Source organism: Paenibacillus terrisolis (assembly GCF_056171975.1).
On the sequence record NZ_JBKFGG010000036.1, the window covers coordinates 1 to 15,238 of the forward strand.

12 protein-coding genes and 2 riboswitches are annotated in these 15,238 nt (G+C 48.6%); of the genes, 8 read left to right on the plus strand and 4 right to left on the minus strand.

The genetic code is table 11. The features are described from left to right. The coding region (locus tag ACI48K_RS21990; protein WP_475029786.1) for a chitinase at positions 1–1,161 on the plus strand (1,161 nt) is incomplete at its 5' end. Positions 1,162–1,499: 338 nt separating this feature from the next. Here ACI48K_RS21990 and ACI48K_RS21995 read toward each other — a convergent pair. Further along, complete coding sequence (locus ACI48K_RS21995; protein ID WP_475029787.1) at positions 1,500–3,845, minus strand: glycoside hydrolase; 2,346 nt, start codon at positions 3,843–3,845, stop codon at positions 1,500–1,502. 210 nt (positions 3,846–4,055) lie between these two features. Between ACI48K_RS21995 and ACI48K_RS22000 the strand changes: the two genes are divergently transcribed. After that, a complete protein-coding gene (locus ACI48K_RS22000; protein WP_475029788.1) occupies positions 4,056–4,706 on the plus strand; it encodes a response regulator transcription factor in 651 nt (216 codons plus the stop codon). Then, on the plus strand, positions 4,696–6,114 hold the full coding sequence (locus ACI48K_RS22005; RefSeq protein ID WP_475029789.1) for a HAMP domain-containing sensor histidine kinase: 1,419 nt from the start codon (positions 4,696–4,698) through the stop codon (positions 6,112–6,114). Before ACI48K_RS22000 ends, ACI48K_RS22005 begins: the two co-directional genes overlap by 11 nt. Positions 6,115–6,155: 41 nt before the next feature. Here ACI48K_RS22005 and ACI48K_RS22010 read toward each other — a convergent pair whose 3' ends face one another. The 3 genes from ACI48K_RS22010 to ACI48K_RS22020 all read right to left on the minus strand — a co-directional run bounded on the left by ACI48K_RS22010 (position 6,156) and on the right by ACI48K_RS22020 (position 8,478). Continuing rightward, positions 6,156–7,424: a DUF445 domain-containing protein gene (locus ACI48K_RS22010; RefSeq protein ID WP_475029790.1), complete on the minus strand. Its 1,269-nt coding sequence runs from the start codon at positions 7,422–7,424 to the stop codon at positions 6,156–6,158. 114 nt (positions 7,425–7,538) lie between these two features. After that, positions 7,539–7,973 carry a hypothetical protein gene (locus ACI48K_RS22015; RefSeq protein WP_475029791.1) on the minus strand — a complete coding sequence of 145 codons (435 nt, stop codon included), beginning with the start codon at positions 7,971–7,973 and terminating at the stop codon, positions 7,539–7,541. After that, positions 7,963–8,478 carry a hypothetical protein gene (locus ACI48K_RS22020; RefSeq protein ID WP_475029792.1) on the minus strand — a complete coding sequence of 172 codons (516 nt, stop codon included), beginning with the start codon at positions 8,476–8,478 and terminating at the stop codon, positions 7,963–7,965. The genes ACI48K_RS22015 and ACI48K_RS22020 overlap by 11 nt, the downstream gene beginning before the upstream one ends. A 131-nt stretch (positions 8,479–8,609) precedes the next feature. Continuing rightward, positions 8,610–8,780: riboswitch (cyclic di-AMP (ydaO/yuaA leader) on the minus strand. 396 nt (positions 8,781–9,176) lie between these two features. Further along, a riboswitch (cyclic di-AMP (ydaO/yuaA leader) is annotated at positions 9,177–9,349 on the plus strand. A gap of 137 nt (positions 9,350–9,486) precedes the next feature. Between ACI48K_RS22020 and ACI48K_RS22025 the strand changes: the two genes are divergently transcribed. The 5 genes from ACI48K_RS22025 to yfcE all read left to right on the plus strand — a co-directional run bounded on the left by ACI48K_RS22025 (position 9,487) and on the right by yfcE (position 14,993). Then, positions 9,487–11,313, plus strand: a complete 1,827-nt coding sequence (locus ACI48K_RS22025) for an APC family permease (RefSeq protein WP_475029816.1) — start codon at positions 9,487–9,489, stop codon at positions 11,311–11,313. Positions 11,314–11,402: 89 nt separating this feature from the next. Then, a complete protein-coding gene (locus ACI48K_RS22030; RefSeq protein WP_475029793.1) occupies positions 11,403–12,500 on the plus strand; it encodes an NADH:flavin oxidoreductase in 1,098 nt (365 codons plus the stop codon). 114 nt (positions 12,501–12,614) lie between these two features. Continuing rightward, positions 12,615–13,223 carry a hypothetical protein gene (locus tag ACI48K_RS22035; protein WP_475029794.1) on the plus strand — a complete coding sequence of 203 codons (609 nt, stop codon included), beginning with the start codon at positions 12,615–12,617 and terminating at the stop codon, positions 13,221–13,223. Between the two features lie 96 nt (positions 13,224–13,319). Beyond that, positions 13,320–14,405, plus strand: coding sequence for an FAD:protein FMN transferase (locus ACI48K_RS22040; protein WP_475029795.1), 1,086 nt, complete (start codon positions 13,320–13,322; stop codon positions 14,403–14,405). Positions 14,406–14,447: 42 nt separating this feature from the next. Beyond that, positions 14,448–14,993, plus strand: coding sequence for a phosphodiesterase (gene yfcE, locus ACI48K_RS22045; RefSeq protein ID WP_475029796.1), 546 nt, complete (start codon positions 14,448–14,450; stop codon positions 14,991–14,993). The last annotated feature ends 245 nt before the right edge of the window (positions 14,994–15,238 follow it).

The following is a 15,238-nucleotide window of genomic DNA, read 5'->3' on the forward strand; positions in this document are numbered from 1 at the left end:
GGAGCAACGATCAGATACACTACCAATGGTACTGAGCCCACAGCTTCTTCAACTCAATATACAGGTGCGATAACTGTAGCTTCAACCACCATTGTAAAAGCCAAGGCATTCAAATCAGGCATGACTGATTCCTCTACCGCAACTGCCACATACACCATAGGCAGCTCAACATTGCCCAAAAGAATCATGGTCGGTTACTGGCATGCATGGAACAGCGGTGTACCATTTATAAAACTTAGAGATGTTAATCCGAACTGGGATGTCATCAATATTTCCTTTGCCGAACCGGTTACCCCCGGCAGTACAGACGGCAAAATGAAATTGGTAATAGGCGGGTTGACTTCTGATTATTCAATCAATGACTTCAAGGCAGACATTAAGACTCTGCAACGAAATGGAAAGAAAGTCGTACTTTCCATAGGCGGATACGAGGGTTATTTCTCCCTCACTTCATCTACTGCAGTTACTCAATTTGTAAATGATATCAAGGGTTTCATAAATGAGTATGGCTTCGATGGAATAGATATAGATTTGGAACAGTCGTCTGTACAATTAAATAGCGGCAATGATCCTGACTTTAGAAATCCTACATCGCCTAAAATCGTCAATATGATATCGGCTATACGCAGTATTTGCGACTCTTATGGATCAAACTTCATTCTATCATGGGCGCCGGAGACCTTCTATTTTCAACTTGGCTATCAGTATTATGGAGGCTTGAATCCATATGTAGACTCCAGAGCCGGCTCCTACATTCCAATGATCCATGCATTACGCGACAAGACAACTTACGTGCATGTCCAATTATATAACTCCGGCTCTATCATGGCACCCAATGGACAATACTATTCAATGGGAAATACAGAATCTATAGTTGCTATGTCTAATATGCTTTTAAACGGCTTCAATGTTAATAATAACTCCAATTACTTCTTCCCGGCATTAAGACCTGATCAAGTAGTAATCGGTGTACCGGCTTCCTCTGGCGCCGCCGGAAGCGGTCAAGTAACAAACCAGCAACTTCAGCAGGCATTTAATACCTTAAGAGAGAGTTATCCCGACCTCAGAGGAATCATGTCATGGTCCATCAACTGGGATGCTTTACAGAACAATAATTCCTTTGTAATAAGCAATAAGAGTTACCTCAATTTGTTGCCATAGAAATCATAATTTCCTATAACATTTTGAATGATGAGCTGTTTTCGGTGTATATTGCTCCCGGCATCAAGGTCACGCTCAATTAATCTTTATTTTTCGTTTTAATCTTGCCGGGGAGAACAACAGATCAAGGACCGACTCCAAATGAGCCGGTCCTTTTTTTCAAAATAACAACTCCAAATTTGAAATAATCACAGAAGGTGACTGCACAGTGATAAAATCCAGACGAAACCTTGGCTTCCTTGATTTGGAGGAGATCCCCCTGGGAACAGGGTACCAAAGTAGAGGGATCAAGCTTTGGTGTACGGCTCATTCGGAGCTGGTTGATTCATGCTCAAAAATTACGACAGCAGCTTGGCGTTCGCGGCCGCGTCGAAGACCTGACGAGTGTCCCCATTATGGATTACTGCAGATTTCGCCGGAATATCCTCCCCTTCGATCGTCACATCGCGGTTTGAGAAATTGACGGTCACTTTGACGTCGTCCCCGTACTGCGCGTTTTGCACGAGTCGGTCGTCGCTCAGCACGTTAAAGCCGGTCATTTCCTGTGTGACCGATTGCCGGTGCAGCGGCGACCAGACTTTCAGGAAACCGGTGATGCTGTCTTTTTCCTGCTCCCATGTCCCGCGATCAAGATGATACAGAGGGGGGACGTTATACAGGAGCTCATAGAGCATCCGGTCGGCCTCTTCACCCGCTATTTTGTAGCTGCCCCATTCCCAATGGTTCGTCGTGATGACGGAGTCGTTATAGACCAGCTTGTAAAGCGGCAGCGAATAGGCGGGATCGACGTATATTTTCTCGTACAGCGCTTTGATCGGCACCGTTTTGCCGTATCTCTCAGGGATGCCGTTTGCGGCGTAATAGCCGCCTACGTAGTATTGGCTGTCCTTGTTGTCGCGCATGTCGGGGTCTCCCCAGGCGATGATTGGACTTTCGATGCCTTGGGCAAAGGCGATGACGCCGCTGGCGTAATCGTTGCCGCCTTCGGAGCCTACGACCATTTGCTTATCCTTGGCAAAATAACCGAGCCGCTCTAACCGGGCATTCAAATCCTGCTGCTGCGTGGTCGGGTGAGCCGGCGAGTAATCGTCATAAATTTCGCCCGTCGCATCGCAGTCGACGAACCAGGAATTGAAGCCGATGCCGTCCTGGAGGATGCCCTCTGCGCGTTCTTTTACGCTTGGCATCGCGAGTGTCGGATTGAGCTTGCGTCCCCGCTGCAGGAAACCGGCGACCTTAGTTCCGTCTTTTTTCGTAATAGTCGCATTCTCAAATAGCGCCGGATCCGGGAATGAAGCCGTGTTCCAGGAAATATCCGCGTTTTGCTGAATGGAATGATAGGAATCGTAAGGAGCGATCAAATACCCGTCTTGATCCGCTTCGCTCACCAATTGCGGGTTCATCAGGCCGTCGACCCAATTCGGAAGCCCGATCCAGGCGTTGGCGATACCGGCGTCATGCATGTCTTTAAGCAAACCGGTCGAGTTTGCCTGCCCCCATTCGGAGAGAGGGGACGCGGCGTCTTGGAGCACGCTTTTCAGCAGCAATTTATTCAGGTCATAGAGCTTCTCCTCGCTTAGTTTGCCAATGCCTTGATCGATCAGCTTTTGCACTTCCCCTCCGGGATGGGGGAACACGGAAGGGGAGTAGAAGCCTTTCATTTTCATTCCCTGGTTGAGCGCGTTTAAGACAACCGACTTCTGATAATTGTCTATATAATCCTGTCCGGGAATTTGCCCCAGCACGTCCGCGAGCTCGGCGCTGCCGTCAGCCGTTCCCGCCAGAAGCTTGACCAGCCACGGACCGAGCGAGTCGGGCAGTAGCTTGCGAAGCTGCGGCCACTTTATGTCGTCGGTTGTGAGAATGGCCTCGCTCCACAAATAAATTTGCGGCGCCCCGTACAGCTTGCGGATATTCGGGTTAGCCCCCGCTTTTTCCTCGAGCGTGACCGCGTTTCCTAGTTCCTCTACAACATTTTTGTAAGGCGCCACCACCTGCTGCGGACTGCCGCCGGTCACATACAGACGGAAGCCATAGCTTTTGTCCGGATTGATCGAAGGGAATTCATGCGCAAATTGAAATTGTACGGACGACGACGTATCGAAATGAACCTCGCCATTGAACTTGTTGGTCACCACATAAACGAGGGAGTAAGGCTTGTTATTCAGCGCAAAAAAGTCCATAGAAAACGATTCGCTCCACGTATACGTCTGGTCGTTCAGAAACGTTCGCCAACTCTCGTCGCCGGCGGGAATGGTTTTCCCCTCCCCGATGGGAAGCATGTAGCCATCGGCCTTAACCGAAGGCCACTCGTAACGGTCCGCTCCGTCCGAAACGATCCGGATGTCGAGATAGTCGCTCTTCTTGGCGATGCTGACTTTGACTTTGCCCGGATAGGTCCACTTCGCCGAATCTTTGCTTTGAACCAGATCGCTTACCTTTTCCTTCGGCAGCGGAAGCGAAGCGGGAGTCCGGACACCATCCTTAATAATCGTAAGCGCAAACGTCTCCGGATCCACCTCGAAGTCGAACGGCAGACCCGCCGGCGTCAAGTCCTGCTTCGCCTGTTCGGCTGTCGGCGCCGGGCTTGCGGACAAGCTCGCCGCATCGCCGGCGGCATTTTGACATCCGGCAGCGGTGAGGGCCAGTAAAGCGGCGCATATCCATGCTAAATTTTTCTTCATTTGGTTTTCCTCCATTCTTTGGGTTGTCGCATGACACTAGCCATACTAAAACGGGATTGTTACATGAATGTGCCGATTGGATAGGATGCGGAAACTTGTTTGAAGACATTCGATTTTGTTACACTGATGTAACATAAGGGTTCTACACTGGTTGAGAGCTTGTACACGCCGCTATCGGGCGTTATGCCGCTCGGAGAGGAAGCGTATGAGATGAACCTTTTGCTGGCGGATGATGAGCCGTTGATGCTGCAGATTTTGCAGGCTTATTTTCAGAAGGACGGGTTTGAATGCTTGCTTGCGCAGGACGGGGAGGAAGCCTTGGACCTGTTTTATAACTATAAAGTGGATTTGGCGATTCTGGATTGGATGATGCCGAAACGGAGCGGAATCGAGGTAAGCCGGGAGATCAAGAAGACCAGCCGGGCAAAAGTACTGCTTCTGACGGCCAAAGGAAGCCAGGATGACGAATTTATCGCCCTGAAAAGCGGAGCGGACGATTATGTGCGCAAGCCGTTTGATCCGCGCATTTTGCTTCTGCGGGTGAAAAAGCTGCTCCAGCTTACGGAGAAAGTATCCGTCGGCGACTTGACCGTCGATCTGGAAGGTCAGAAAATTTTTCGGAACGGCGAGGACGTAATGGCGACAAACAAGGAATTTCAACTCATGAAATATCTGCTTGCCAATAAGGGGCAAATCATGACCCGCAAAATGCTGCTGGATGAAGTGTGGGGATTCGACTATTTTGGCGAGGAACGGACCGTGGATACCCATATCAGGCGGCTGCGGGAAAAGATCGGCGAGCATCGCATCCGGACATACAGGGGAATGGGCTACGGCCTGGTTGATTCCGATGAACAGTAGATTGACGCGAAAACTGGTCGTACGGATTGCGGCATCGCTATGTCTTGTGTTTACGCTCTCGTTTGCCGTCAATTCCTTTTTTCTGCCTAAATATTTTCTCTATCAGACCAAGCAGAAACTGTCCTCCCTGGTTTCCGACTTGACGGTAGGGGAGCGTGCTCCAGCCCCGGCTCGGATTGGGGCAATAGAAGAGCAAAATCAGGCGGTGATTGCTTACACCTCCATATCCGGCGCAAATAACGATCTAAACGACGATTTGCTGTACCAGTTTAAACGAAAGGGAATTGCGCTCAGCAAATTTTGGCTGACCGAAGACAGCGTGAAGAAGCTGCATGAAGGCGGGAGGGTAAACAGGCTTTACGATCAGACGAAACTGAAGTCCAGTTTCCTGGTCAACTTCGTGGAGATTGACGGAACCGTATTTGCCGTGGGTGAATCAATTGCGCATTCGGGGGAAACCCTTCGAATCGTCAACCGGTTTAACGCATACATCTGGGTCGGCATGTTGTTCCTGCTGGTGTTATTATCCGCTTTGTACACGGCGCGAATCGTCAGGCCGCTGGTGAAACTGAATGAAACGGCCAAAGAGATTTCCGATTTGTCGTTCACTAAGGCCGATGTTCATACGGGCGACGAAATCGAGACGCTGGCCGACAGCATCAATCGGATGAGCGATAAACTGGAGGAGGCGCACCGTTCGCTGGAAGCGAAAAACGACAATCTGCAGACGTTCATCTCGGATATTTCGCATGAACTGAAGACTCCGCTTTCGCTCATTCGCGTTTATGCCTCCGGGCTCAGCGACGGCATGGACGACGGTACCTACGCCGATGTCATTCGCCGGCAAAGCGAGCATATGAGCGGCCTCATCGACCGTCTGCTGGAATTGTCCCGGCTTCAAGAGGATGAGTATCGTTTCGGACCGGTTGATTTCCGGAAACTTCTGGCAGAGACGCTGGAAACGTATCGGATTGCGTTCCGCCAGCAGGGTCTGGAGCTTGAGGCGGACAATCGGCTGATGGGCGAGACCTGGGTGTGGGCGGACCTCAGAAAGCTGGAATCTGTTTTGGATAACTGGCTGACTAATGCAATGAAATACACGACCGTAAAACGCGTGGAGGTGATGGCGGAAGCGAAAGAGGGCAGCGTTTATTTTCGCATCGCCAACGGAACGGATAATGAGGATAAAACGCAGTGGGAGAAGGTTTGGGAGCCATTTTACGTCATGGAGAACTCGCGCAGCAAAAAATTCAGCGGCACGGGGTTGGGGTTATCCATTACCCGGGCGATCCTGCAAAATCATGAGGCGTCTTTTGGCTTGACGGTCCGGGAAGGAAAGGTCGAATTCTATTTTTCACTGCCGCTCGCAAGTTATGAGGCAACAAATCATATGGGTGAATTTCATTGAAACACAAACCGATTTTCGGATTTCATCATATCGGCGGAGCATTAATGCGCGAACAGGGATATTAAAGTAAGCAAAAAACCGAGTAAAAAGCCGCAAAGGGCTCCGTTAACGCGAATCCATTGCAAGTCCTTTCCAAGTTTATCCTCAAGCATCATCACTAAAGTCTCGTCGTCCATTTGATCGATGTTGTCCTTCACCAATTGCCCGATAAGATGATGGTTAGATGCGGCCAGATTGATCAAATACTGGGTAAGGTGGTCCTCCATGGACGCAAGAACCTCCGGCTTGCGGTTCTTGATGAACCGGATCAAGGAACGATATAACGTAAAGATTTTGCGTCCTCCGGCTATGCGTTCCTTTTCTATCGTATCGAGTGCCGTCGTCCGTATGCCTTCGATTGCTGATACGATGAAGCTCGTTCCGTTTTCTCCCTTTATTTGATCCGCAGCCCAATTTCGGAGAGTGAGTATGTTGTCGTCATTTTCAATGAGACGGAGAAGTGTGCCGCGAAGTTCCAAGGCGAGCTTTTCGCGCAAAGGGCTAGCCTCATCCAGTAATTCCCTCGCCGTCGAAAGGGACAAATCTTGAAGCATGATTCCCAGCTTGTCTTCCGTGAAGAAACCCGTAACGGCCTGAAGGAAAAATCCTCTGATTCCCTTGCCTTTCATTTCCGTTAACTTCTGATATGCCATGCTGCCGAGGAGCGCGCTTGTATTTTCCTGTTCCAGCCATTTAATGAGTCCCGAAGCGGCGAGGTCGATCACTTTGTAATCGTAACCGGAACGTACGGCCTGCCGGTAGACATGTTTCGTCGCCGTTTGAATATCGGCTTTACTAAGCCAGACGGACAATCCGCTTTGAAGATACGGAACGTATTTTTCCGTCGGCAACTGCCGCAGCAGCGTTTCGGAGAAATTCAGAATGTTCAATCTTGTTTTCTTGCGGCTCAGTATTCTGGCTAGCATGAAAATTGCCGTTTCCAAAACATGTATGGATCGAAGCTTGGCTTCGATGCTCTGTTTATTTAAAAGCTCGTTCTCTACGGCGGAAATGAGTGAACGCGTAATTTTGCTTTTGTTTTTTAGCAATAACGAGGTGTGGGGGATCGGAATCCCCAGAGGATGACGAAACAATGCGGTAACCGCAAACCAGTCGGCCATTCCTCCCACCAAACCTGCTTCAAAACTCCCCTTTAATAATTGAACAAAAGTGGACTGGGGTAACAACAAAGTGGCTAAAAAACCGCAAAACATAATTAATAACGAGATCCCGGCCAAATTTCTTGACTTCATTTTATGCCCTCTTTCCATGCCTTGTAGCCGCAGTTCTTTTATTGTCTCCCTTTAGATTAAATCATAGTCGACGGATTCGGTAAACATCGGTTCGCGTCCCCCGCCCCTAAGTTCCCTTTCATGAAGAGTTAATTATAGTAATGAATAATAAGACATCGATTCCTGAATCAATTTTTCTTCATTCGGCGGGTTCCTGTATAAACGGTTGTTCCCATGTTCGTCACCGGCTGCGATTTTGAGTGGAACACGCTTGGCTTGAGCGACTTCGAGCAAGGCGATTTGGACCAGTTCCCGTTGGTTCTGACTCCATTCCGCGCCTTTGCACCGTACAATTTCGAGGGCTTCCTCAACCGTATGATTTCGGATGCACTTTAAGAAAACTCCCCATTTGATCAAATCAAATCCTTTCTGATCCGCGAAAACGAGGCAAGCACCCAAACCGCAGTTTTCTCCGCATGAAAGCTTCAGAACGCAATACCAGCAGCCTTTCGGCTTTTTTACCGTCCAAAGAAAGCTGGGAGGTTCATGAAAGGCAAACAGTTTAATTTGTGACAACTTAGTCTTCATTCGTTTTCCCTCCAGGATTTTCTGCGAATTTTAGTTCAATATGGTGAGTTTTCCGGGCTTTTTCAACAAACTGCCGAATCTCCCGCTCATTCTCGCAAACTGCGGAATGCTCCAGCCAGATGATATATTTCATTTTATGAACGACGGATAAATGAAGGGGAAACGATTCTCTTGACTTGATCACATACCAACCGGAAGGTTTGTTTCTCCAAGGCTCCCGGAAGGCTGCCGGAAGCGGAAGCCTGGTACGAGTGAACCAGTCCTGCTGCTGTTGTTTTTCTCTCAGTTTCTTATAAATTCCGAGCACGATTTCAGAATCCGGGCATTCCAGACAGGAAGCCGGCTGACCAAACTGCCGCAGCACCTCGATTTTGTCTTTCCCGAAGCCGTAACCCACGATAAACCGCTGGCCACATTCTTCATACCATAGAGCTCCGAAACATAAGTAGCGTAAACTGATTGGATCCAAAAGTCCCTGCTCTGTCCCAATATAATATAGTTTCATGTCGTACCCCCGTCGTTTAAAGATTGTATAAACTGTCATTTCAGCAAAAAAACCGCAAACAGAGATAAAACCTCTGCTGCGGTTTTGCGTGGACGAAAAAACAGACCCGGCGCAAATGCAAGGCAAAATAAAGGTTCCCCCTGTCACGCTTACGAGGTTAGCTGCCGGATTCGGGCGGTGGGAGTCGCCCTACCTTAAGAGACCGGAATGATAGTCTCTTCTCGGATTCACCCCAAGAGGACCGTTAAAGGTCCGATGGTTCCCCCGCTTCCCGCCAGGCGGGAATTAAGCGTCGTTCATTACAACGAATCATACTATCTCAAGATTCCTTTTGTAAAAAAGGAAAAGAGCTTTTTCAGGTCCTGCTGAAGCAAATTTTCGCTCAAAAAGAAAAGAAATAAGCTTAAAAAGTATTTGTTGAAGCTTTTCATGTATCTTTCTAATGAAAGCTTAATTTTTTATTTTCAATTAAGGGAAAGGGACGGCAAATGATTTTTTTGCGTTAATTCCATTAAAGCAAGAAAAGGAAAGATAATGGCCGAAGAAATATAAATTTCGAGAGGGAAATTACGATGTAAGCGGTTTTTCGGGAAACTATGCCGTTTTTTTGCGAGTACATTTCTTAATCGATCGCTTTACAAAACCTTGATATCGAACGTATGATGTTAATTGTTTCTTGAATATTATTTCTGAAAACTTATTCATTATCGCTGAATTTCCTAACCTGGAAAACGGGGGAACCGGTTGGAGTTAAGCCTGAAAACGGGTGATTCTCCTATGGGGTGAATCCTGACGGCAATACGCGTCAGGTAGGGCGACTCTTGCCGTCCGAATCCGACAGCTAACCTCGTAAGCGTAGTCAGGAGTGGGTAACTTACTGTGAAAAAGACACAGGCTACCCTGTGTTTTTTTGTTGCCTAAAATTGACTTAACAGGCAGCAAAAATTGAAAATAAACCCGATTTGGTCGGGGGAAATTAGAAAAATAACATTTGTGGCGGTGAAACTTGTGCTTTCCTATTTAAAAAGATTTCTCATTGGGCGTCCGTTAAAATCGACGGAGCTGGGTGAACAAAAACTGACGAAGACAAAAGCGCTTGCGATTCTTTCCTCGGACGCCTTGTCCTCAGTGGCATACGGGCCGGAGCAAATCCTGGTGGTTCTGATGACCATCGGCGCGATCGCTTATTGGTATTCCATTCCAATCGCGGCGGGCGTTTTGGTTCTTTTGGCCGCTTTGATTTTGTCTTATCGTCAAATCATTTTCACCTATCCTCACGGAGGTGGAGCTTACGTTGTTTCCAAAGAGAATCTTGGTGTGCTTCCGGGGTTAGTCGCCGGGGGTTCCCTGCTTGTCGATTACGTTTTGACCGTATCCGTCAGCGTATCGGCCGGGACGGATGCCATTACTTCGGCTTTTCCCAGTTTGCATCCTTACACAGTTATCATAGCTGTTGTTTTTGTGCTTTTCATAACAACGCTGAATTTAAGGGGAGTCACGGAATCCGCATCCGTTTTTGCTTTGCCGGTTTACCTGTTTGTTCTTGCCTTGTTTATTATGATCGGGGCAGGCATTTTTCGTGTTCTGACCGGGCAAGCAGCTCCGGAACTTCATACGCCCCTGGGAACTCCCGTAGCGGGAATCGGCCTGTTTTTGCTGCTTCGCGCCTTCGCCTCCGGGTGTACGGCATTAACCGGGGTTGAAGCTATTTCCAACGCGATCCCCAACTTCAAAGATCCAGCCCCCCGCAATGCGGCCAAGACACTGCTTGCCATGGGAACTTTGCTCGCTTTATTGTTTTCGGGAATCGTCTTTCTTGCTTATTATTATGGCGTTGGCCATCGCACCGATGTAACGGTGCTGTCGCAAATCGCCGAACAGACCTTTGGAAGAAACTTTATGTACTTCTTCATTCAAGGGACAACGGCATTGATTCTGATTCTGGCCGCCAATACGGGATATTCCGCTTTTCCGCTGCTGGCCGTGAATCTCGCCAAAGACAAATTCATCCCGAGGATGTTTACGATCCGGGGAGACCGGCTCGGATATTCCAACGGGATCCTTATTCTGGGACTTTTTTCGATCATTCTGATCGTTGTTTTTGAAGGCAAGACCGAACTGCTGATTCCGCTCTACGCGATCGGGGTATTCATTCCGTTTACCCTTTCCCAAACGGGAATGATGGTTAAATGGTTCCGTGAGAAACCGGCCGGGTGGGTTAAAAAATTTATAATCAACACGACCGGAGCCGTGATTAGCCTTCTGGTCAGCGTTATGTTCTTTATCACCAAGTTCTCCAACGTTTGGCCGGTGCTTATTTTCTTGCCGGTAATCATTTATTTTTTCCACCGGATTCATAAGCATTATATGGCTATCGCGGATCAACTGAGAATATCGACATGCGAACCGGCACTTGCGATTGAAGGAAATGTCATTATCGTTCCGGTCGCCGGGATTACGCATGTCGTGGAAAACTCGCTGAATTATGCCAAGTCGCTTTCTCCTCATCAGATCATCGCCGTTTATGTACCGTTCGAGAGAGAGGAAGAGGCTATTTTCGAAGAAAAGTGGAAAAAATGGCAGCCAGATGTACGGCTCGTGACTTTGTACTCTCCATATCGCAGCATCATACAGCCTTTGGTGAAGTTCGTGGATACGGTTCAGAAAAAGTCGATGGAATCGCATTACCAAGTTACGGTGATCATTCCGCAGTTTATCCCGAAGAAGGGCTGGCATAATATTCTGCACAATCAATCAAGCTTATTGATCAGGGCGCATCTGCTATACCGGAGAAACGTTATCGTAGCGACCGTGCCGTATCATTTGAAGGAATAGCTTTTCATTCCAACATTTGCTTATTCCCGGAATTCGCAAGATAATATACTTACGAAAAGTAATAATAATAACGAATGGGGAGCGAATATATGAACACGGAACCATTGTTTCAGCCGTTTCAGGCAGGGCCGCTTTCGCTTAAGAATAGAATCGTCATGGCGCCGATGACGCGGGGATTTTCACCGGACGGAGTTCCCGGAGCCGATGTTGCCGCTTATTACCGCCGCCGAGCGGAAGGCGGGGTAGGGCTGATTATTACAGAGGGGACGGCCATCAACCATCCTGCTGCGGTAAGCAGTCCGAGCATCCCCAAATTTCATGGAGAAGAAGCGTTAAAAGGCTGGGAGCATGTCGTGAAAGAGGTTCATGCGGCGGGAGGAAAAATCATTCCTCAGCTATGGCATGTGGGCATGGCTCGTACCATCGGGCAACTCCCTAACGCGGAAGCTCTTCCGATCGGCCCCTCAGGGCTTAATCTAAACGGCGATACAGTGACAGAGCCGATGACTCAGGAGGAAATTGACGGCATCATCGCTGCTTTTGCCGCCGCAGCGGCGGACGCGAAACGGGTCGGCTTTGACGGAATCGAACTGCATGGCGCGCATGGATATTTGATCGATCAGTTTTTTTGGGATAAAACGAATAAACGGACGGATCGTTACGGCGGCGATCTGGTCGCTCGCACAACCTTTGCGACGGAGGTCATCAAAGCTTGCCGGCAAGCGGTAGGGCCCGATTTCCCGATCGTGCTGCGCTTCTCGCAGTGGAAAGGAGGGAACTACACGGCCAAGCTTGTTTCTACTCCGGAGGATTTGGCCCGGTTTTTGGCTCCGCTCAGCGAAGCGGGTGTAGATATTTTCCACTGCTCCACGCGCCGGTTTTGGCTCCCCGAATTCGAAGGCTCAGAGCTGAATCTGGCTGGATGGACCAAGAAAATAACCGGCAAACCCAGCATCACCGTTGGTTCGGTTGGACTCAACAGCGAATTTGCGGGTGGGACAGATCCCGAAACAAATGAAGTAAACAATCTCGACCGTCTGATGGATAGACTGAACGAACAGGAATTCGACCTTGTCGCAGTAGGCAGGGCGCTTTTGGTGGATCCGGCATGGCCGTCCAAAGTCCTAAGCGGAAAAACCGGGGAGATTCTTCCGTATTCGGCCGATGCAACCAAAACCTTGTACTAATTTGCAAGCGCGAATACCCTCACAAAAATTCAGAAAAGCGGTTCTCTGCAGAGAGCCGCTTTTTCGCTTATAATTTAGAATAAATATTAAATTATGGTGAAGGGGGCACCCTAGATGAGCTGGGGGGAATTATTCAGCATTCCGAACGATTATAATGATGAAATAAAAGCGATCGACGAGCAGCTGCTTAAGCTGGTACACGAGCGAAAGCTGCTCGCAAACGGGAAAAGATTTTTTCCTGCAATGGAGCTGGTTGAGAACTGGGGAACAAAGTATCAAATGGGGCCGGGTCAAATCATTTGGTTATTGCGCGCATTGAATGGACGTTTCTACCCGACAGCGGTCAGAGAGCCAGGAGAGCTGCTGAGTGTTTTGCCGATTATGAAGAAGACCGTGTCGGATAACGTGGAATACCGGCTGACCCATGCCATGCAGCATGAAAAAGCAAGCATCGTGTTTTTAGAGATTAGCCATCTTTTCAAGTATGAGGGAAATATTCAACTACGTCCGCAGCTGATGCTCGAGGTATACGGCAGTGAAGAGTATATTGTAAATCAGAACGGTTCTCGCGGCGGAGGCGGACAAGCCCAGAGCAGTTATTTGGTGACTCCTCGTTTACCCGATGATCTCGGCGGGGTCCGGTTTGGTTTGCTTCCCTTTTCGCCTCCAATGGATGCGCCTCCGGATGAAATCATCCTGAACAAGGAAATAGACTTTAGTTAGAAAAGCGTGATTTACATACTGGACTATTGCTAAGCGGGGTTATACAATACCATTTGTTGACCTTATGAATGTGAATTACAACAAAGAGGTGAAGGAATGCGATTCAAACACGGTTTGCGCAAAATGGCAGTTTCCTGCGGAATAATGGCCTTGACGGCGATCATGCTTACAGGCTGCGGAGGAAAATCAAACTCGTCCGCGCTAGGCAGCGGGACGGCGGCATCCGAGCCGGAAGCAAGACAATATTATATTTTCGATACGGTTGTAAATATCAAGCTGTACGGAGATCCCAAAGCGACTGAACATCTGGATCATATCGACGCGATGCTGAAGACCCTGGACGAAGAACTAAGCCGGACGCTTGAAACCAGCCAATTGCACAAGGTTAATGAGGAAGCCGGCAAAACGGCGGTGGAAGTATCCGAGGATACGTTCGAAGTTGTGAAACGTTCGCTTGATTATGCCGTATCCTCCGGGGGGCTATTCGATCCTACGGTCGGAGGCTTAGTCGACTTGTGGAACATCGGAAACGAAGGGGCTCACGTTCCGGCCAAGCAAGATCTGGACCGTGAGAGAAGCCTGATCGGGTACAAGGATGTTGTTCTGGACGAAGCCAAACGTACGGTTTATCTGAAACGTCCCAGCATGATTCTGGATCTCGGCGGAATCGGCAAAGGCTACGCTGCCGACAAAGTGGCGGAATATTTGCGGGCCGAAGGGGTTAAGAGCGCGCTGGTCGACCTTGGCGGGAGCAGTATTATCGTCATCGGCGGCAAGCCGAACGGAGAAGACTGGAATGTCGGCCTTCAGGATCCCGACCAATCTCGGGGGATCACGGTGGGCAGCATTCGTCTGAATGACCAGGTCATCGATACCTCCGGAATTTATGAACGGTATTTCATTGAAAACGGCGTCATGTACCATCATATTTTGGATCCACGAACCGGCGCGCCGGCGCAAAACAATCTGAAGAGTGTAACCATCCTTTCCGATAATGCAACGGATGCGGATGCTTTGTCAACGTTTGTATATGTCATGGGTCTTGAAGACGGGATGAAATACGTAGAGTCGCTTAAGAACACGGAAGCCATGTTCATTACCAAAGACGACCAGATTTATTTGACGCCCGGACTCAAGGATACCTTCAAAATTACGTCCGACCAATTTAAGCTGGCAAATTAACCGGTAAGTGCAATCTTCCTCATCATTTGGAGGCGATTAATCATGAAGATCATGTTTTTGTCGGATGTGCACGGCTCACTGACTTGGCTAAACAGGGCACTCGACAAGTTTAGGAAAGAGCAAGCCGACCAGATTGTGATGCTCGGCGATTTCCTTTACCACGGCCCAAGGAATCCGCTGCCCGAAGGCTACGATCCCAAACATGTCGCGGAAACCTTAAACGGATATAAGCAGAATATTGTAGCGGTCCGCGGAAATTGCGATGCGGAGGTCGACCAGATGGTACTGGATTTCCCGATGATGGCCGATTATACGATCCTCTACCATCAGGGCCGCCGAATCTACGCGACTCACGGCCACGGCTTCAGTATGGAGCATTTGCCGCCGCTGGTGGAGAACGACGTGTTTATCCAGGGACATACCCATATTCCGGTTGCGGAACACAAAGAAGGGATATACCTGCTTAACCCGGGCTCCATTTCACTGCCGAAGGGGGATTTCCCGAATTCTTATGGATTGCTCGAAGGCAACGAGTTCGTCGTGAAGGACTTCGACGGGAATATCGTGAAGCGGATTGCGATAAAGTAATTTATAACTGAACGAAAACGCGAGTGACTGGGGCTTTCGCCTCGGACACTCGCGTTTTTTGCTTTAATCGACGCTTGGCATTTTTCAAGTATGGATTATTTTAGCTCGACACTCTATTATACACTATTTTTTTGCTTTTATTTGGATGTTCCTATAATTTCTATAAATTATACCAGAAAACAAAAAATACATAGATTTCCGATTGACGAATTTTGCCAATTAATAATATCCTTAATTTGCTAAAT

Excerpts from the sequence above, each read along its gene's own strand:
- ACI48K_RS22030 (WP_475029793.1), top strand. The coding sequence starts at position 11,403 with ATGAACACGGAACCATTGTTTCAGCCGTTTCAGGCAGGGCCGCTTTCG.
- yfcE (WP_475029796.1), top strand. The coding sequence starts at position 14,448 with ATGAAGATCATGTTTTTGTCGGATGTGCACGGCTCACTGACTTGGCTA.
- ACI48K_RS22010 (WP_475029790.1), bottom strand. The coding sequence starts at position 7,424 with ATGGAAAGAGGGCATAAAATGAAGTCAAGAAATTTGGCCGGGATCTCG.
- ACI48K_RS22040 (WP_475029795.1), top strand. The coding sequence starts at position 13,320 with ATGCGATTCAAACACGGTTTGCGCAAAATGGCAGTTTCCTGCGGAATA.
- ACI48K_RS22020 (WP_475029792.1), bottom strand. The coding sequence starts at position 8,478 with ATGAAACTATATTATATTGGGACAGAGCAGGGACTTTTGGATCCAATC.
- ACI48K_RS22035 (WP_475029794.1), top strand. The coding sequence starts at position 12,615 with ATGAGCTGGGGGGAATTATTCAGCATTCCGAACGATTATAATGATGAA.
- ACI48K_RS22015 (WP_475029791.1), bottom strand. The coding sequence starts at position 7,973 with ATGAAGACTAAGTTGTCACAAATTAAACTGTTTGCCTTTCATGAACCT.
- ACI48K_RS22000 (WP_475029788.1), top strand. The coding sequence starts at position 4,056 with ATGAACCTTTTGCTGGCGGATGATGAGCCGTTGATGCTGCAGATTTTG.
- ACI48K_RS22005 (WP_475029789.1), top strand. The coding sequence starts at position 4,696 with ATGAACAGTAGATTGACGCGAAAACTGGTCGTACGGATTGCGGCATCG.
- ACI48K_RS21995 (WP_475029787.1), bottom strand. The coding sequence starts at position 3,845 with ATGAAGAAAAATTTAGCATGGATATGCGCCGCTTTACTGGCCCTCACC.